This window comes from Lentiprolixibacter sp., assembly GCF_982873095.1.
In genome coordinates this window covers 1-3,672 of record NZ_CEYNTP010000185.1, presented here as the reverse complement: position 1 = coordinate 3,672, position 3,672 = coordinate 1, and the positions used below count along the sequence as shown (strand labels likewise).

General features: G+C 41.7%; 6 protein-coding genes. 4 read left to right on the top strand and 2 right to left on the bottom strand.

Features of this window, described 5'->3' with window-relative positions; translation table 11 throughout:
- From AC4E7D_RS10790 to AC4E7D_RS10775, 4 genes are all read left to right on the top strand, one after another.
- On the top strand, nucleotides 1–496 hold a 496-nt coding region (locus tag AC4E7D_RS10790), incomplete at its 5' end, for an RNA polymerase sigma factor (protein ID WP_490173805.1).
- 17 nt (nucleotides 497–513) lie between these two features.
- Entirely contained in the window at nucleotides 514–1,023 is a 510-nt protein-coding gene (locus AC4E7D_RS10785; protein ID WP_490173804.1) for a hypothetical protein, read from the top strand.
- A gap of 85 nt (nucleotides 1,024–1,108) precedes the next feature.
- On the top strand, nucleotides 1,109–1,660 hold the full coding sequence (locus AC4E7D_RS10780; RefSeq protein WP_490173803.1) for a hypothetical protein: 552 nt from the start codon (nucleotides 1,109–1,111) through the stop codon (nucleotides 1,658–1,660).
- Between the two features lie 12 nt (nucleotides 1,661–1,672).
- Nucleotides 1,673–2,575, top strand: coding sequence for a hypothetical protein (locus AC4E7D_RS10775; RefSeq protein ID WP_490173802.1), 903 nt, complete (start codon nucleotides 1,673–1,675; stop codon nucleotides 2,573–2,575).
- 143 nt (nucleotides 2,576–2,718) lie between these two features.
- Here the strand turns inward: AC4E7D_RS10775 and AC4E7D_RS10770 are convergent, their stop codons facing one another.
- The gene (locus AC4E7D_RS10770; protein WP_490173801.1) at nucleotides 2,719–3,168 is read right to left on the bottom strand and encodes a hypothetical protein; all 450 of its coding nucleotides are present in this window, start codon (nucleotides 3,166–3,168) and stop codon (nucleotides 2,719–2,721) included.
- 288 nt (nucleotides 3,169–3,456) lie between these two features.
- On the bottom strand, nucleotides 3,457–3,672 hold a 216-nt coding region (locus AC4E7D_RS10765), incomplete at its 5' end, for a hypothetical protein (RefSeq protein WP_490173800.1).

The window sequence follows — 3,672 nt, the reverse complement described above, 5'->3', positions numbered from 1 at the left end:
TCATTGGCTGCTCGACCACTATCAGGAACGCTTGTACTGGTATATCAGAAAAATCGTTATTACCCATGAAAACGCAGATGATGTTCTCCAAAATACCTTTATCAGGATATTTAAGAACATCGCATCTTTTGAAGGCAGGAGCTCCCTCAGCACCTGGATGTTCAGGATAGCCCATAATGAATCCCTTCGTTTACTGGAGAAGGTAAACAAAACCCATCTGGCCTCCCTGGATGAGGTTCATCCTTCCTATTTAAAGGACCTTACCCAGGATCCATATTTTGACGGTGACGCAACTAAACTTAAACTCCATCAAATCATCGAAAAACAGCTGAGCCCCAAACAGCGCACCGTATTCAACATGAAATACTTTGATGATCTGAGCTTTAGGGAAATTGCGGAAATACTGCATAGCAATGAAAACACACTAAAATCATCCTACTACAATGCCGTAAAGATCATTGAAGAAGAGGTAAAGGATGGACTAACAACTTTTTAGATTAAAGGCAAATACATATGAAAAAAGAAGATCAACATACAAGAAAAAAGGCAGCCCTTAGAAAGAAACATAAGGAGATACTGGGCATGGACGTTCCGGAAAACTACTTTGCCAATTCCAGGGCGGGCCTTATGAAAAAGGTCCCTGACTCCACCGGAACAACACAACAGGTTTTCTACATGAGACCTGTGTTTCGCTATGCCATAGCAGCGATGGTTGTGTTAATGGTTGGTCTGGGGATAAGCTTGACCCTCATTTCGGACAGCAATTCTGAGGTGCCCATTTCGAATGTGGAAAACCTGGAGTTGGCACAAATGGAAGATGAGGATATTATCATCACCTCGCTCCTTGTCGGCGATGAAAGTCTGGAGGTTTTCCTGGACCAGTACCTGCTGGACGGCGTCCTTGTGAAAGCGGAACTGAACGAGCAGGAATTTGACGATGTCTTTATGAATTCCCTCTTGGTAAAAGACTCTTTATTAGACACTTATATCGACGATCATTTTATCGATGACATCATTTTTTAAACCCTGTCCAACTATTGGCTGCCAGTGAGGTCTAATAGATAGAATCGGTTCCAGAGAAAGAAAAAGAACAGTAAAAAATTGAGTCATGAAATCAAATAGCATTCAACAATTAATCGGAATACTGACCCTTGCAATATTGATGTCATTTGCCGGCAACCTGTATGCTCAGGATGAAAACCGAAATCAAAATCAAAAGCAAGAACAGGTTCAAGAACAAAATCAGGAGAGACATTATGAATTGATCAAAGAATCACTTTCCCAGCAACAACAGGAAATGCTTCAGAATGAACGGCAAATTATGAAGCAGAACCGGGAAAGGTTAAGGGCATCGCTTTCAGAAGGACAAATGGCTATTCTACAGGACCCTGAACTAACACGGGAACAAATTCGGAATCGTCTGAAAAACACCTTTACAAAGGAACAACGCAAACTCATGCAGGAACAGCAAACCCGACTCAGGATCATGAGGCAGGAGTTTCAAAACACCCTTACAGAGGAACAGCGCCACATGCTACAGCAGCGCATACAACAACGGGTGCGAAACGCTGGTGCGCAGGGTGAGCTAAGGACAGGTAACCGTTCCAACAGCAATGGCCAGCGAAATAAGAACAAAGGTAATGGCGCAAGAGGGCATTAAAAGCTCCGGGTCATGAACAACACCATCAATAACTTTTCAAAAATTATCAGGATAACCGGGTTGCTGCTATTCATAGTGGCAACCTCTGCTAATTCCTATGCCCAGGAAACCCGCACAGATGACGAGATCGATCTGCTGCTGGACGAACTCTTCTTCAGCGAGGAGCAACTCATTGATGATATATTGGCTGCCCTGGATAAAAGTCATTTTCTGTACACCAGTTTTACGCTGAACAGCAACACCTATTTTTCCGGAAGAGATTCAGGAATAGACCAATTCAATTTCTATCCACAGCTTTCTTATTACCACCCCTCCGGATTAAATATGAGCCTTTCAGGACTGTATTATGAAAACTTTGATCCCAATTGGGATTTCACAAGTGTTTCCCTTGGCTACTTACAAAATATAGATTCAGCCGGCAGGTTCTATGTTAATCCCGGATATACCCGGTATTTTTTCAGTGATGGATCGGATATTTTTACCAATTCCATTGATTTGAGCCTGGGTATAAGAAACAGGAAGAAAACGATAGGTACTGTCCTCTTTGCGTCTTATTTATTTGGGAGTGACGATGCCCTGCAAATGAATTTCATTACTTACGGAAGACTAACGCTCCTGAAAGCCAAGACCTTCCACCTGAAGTTCAGGCCACAGTTAAATTTCCTGGTGGCATCACAGACCATCGCCTTACAGGAACTCAACAGTCAAACCCAGCAATCTGAATTTGTTAATTATGATGTCTTTGCCTTGCTGAACACCCAGTTCAACTTACCGATTTCCCTGGTCAGTACTTCCTGGAATGTGGATGTAGGGTACAGTATTAATTTCCCCAGGGCAGTGGCCACTGAGACCGACCTGAAAACCACTGGTTTCTTCACTGTTTCCCTGGGCTATATGGTATCCTTTAGGAAATAAGCGAAGCATGACCAAACTCCCTTTTCAGAAGAACAAAATATTGCATTAATAAGCTTTACATTCAGATAGAAGGTGCTGCTAACAGCAAGTGGAATATATATTTACGGTAGGGGTCTTGAAATAACCGTTAGCGATTATAATAACTAGTACGTTACCTGCACTTCGAATGATTTGGACCATTTGGAAGCCACGCTAATAGCCGGCACTAAGGTGGCAAAAGCCGCCAGGTTACTAGAGGTTATTGGTGCTTTTCGCTGAATATCCTCAGGTTTCAGTGCAATTTCCACAGGTACTCCGAGCATCTCTTGCTGTGCAATGACGTCTATAGATTTTTTCGCCAGAAAATAGTCTTTGATGTCATGCTTTCGCAATAAGGGAATAACCATACATTCGTCCCAGTTGGGAATAAATATTGGAGCATCCATCCTTCCACGTATATCAAATAGGTAAAGATGCAGCATATATTCCATTTTATTCTCTACATCAAGGTGATGGAAATCAATTTCAACAATCGCTTCGATAGTATTAACATTATCCCCGATATTGATTACCTCAGGGATAGATTTGAGCTGTATTGATTTGATCTTTGCCATTTCCTAGTATTAATTTTATATACCTAAGTATTAGTTGACGTGCTAATTTCTGTCTTACAAGAAGGCTTAATGGGGATATCCTCTTACCGATAAAATTATTTGAACTGAGCAGCCTGCTTTACCTCAATATACGAAGTAATCTCCGGTGTAAAAATTCTAAACAGGAAACATCGATCCTAATTAAGAGTAAAATCACAAAACACATGACAGCAGGGTTGCACCTCCATGTTGCCCTGTTTACAATGAAGCTGCCATTTCCTGTACAGCGTTGTTTTTAGCTTTTGAAAGCTACTGGAGTGCGCTCTGTTGCTCGTGATCAGAGAAGAAAACCACGGCTGTAAACCTGTCCCGACCAAAGCGTTGGGGTAGAAAATTCACAGCTGCTAAGCAGCTGTTTTTTTTAGTTTTTCTCCAAAAGCCCAAATGAATTTGGCTTTCTTTAAAGTCAATGGAGTACTCTCTTAAGATCGTGATCCATTGAGACCAATGTTGCAAATAGAAAAC

What these genes read in the sequence shown, in the direction of transcription:
- AC4E7D_RS10785 (WP_490173804.1), top strand. Translation starts at nt 514, where the DNA reads ATGAAAAAAGAAGATCAACATACAAGAAAAAAGGCAGCCCTTAGAAAG.
- AC4E7D_RS10780 (WP_490173803.1), top strand. Translation starts at nt 1,109, where the DNA reads ATGAAATCAAATAGCATTCAACAATTAATCGGAATACTGACCCTTGCA.
- AC4E7D_RS10775 (WP_490173802.1), top strand. Translation starts at nt 1,673, where the DNA reads ATGAACAACACCATCAATAACTTTTCAAAAATTATCAGGATAACCGGG.
- AC4E7D_RS10770 (WP_490173801.1), bottom strand. Translation starts at nt 3,168, where the DNA reads ATGGCAAAGATCAAATCAATACAGCTCAAATCTATCCCTGAGGTAATC.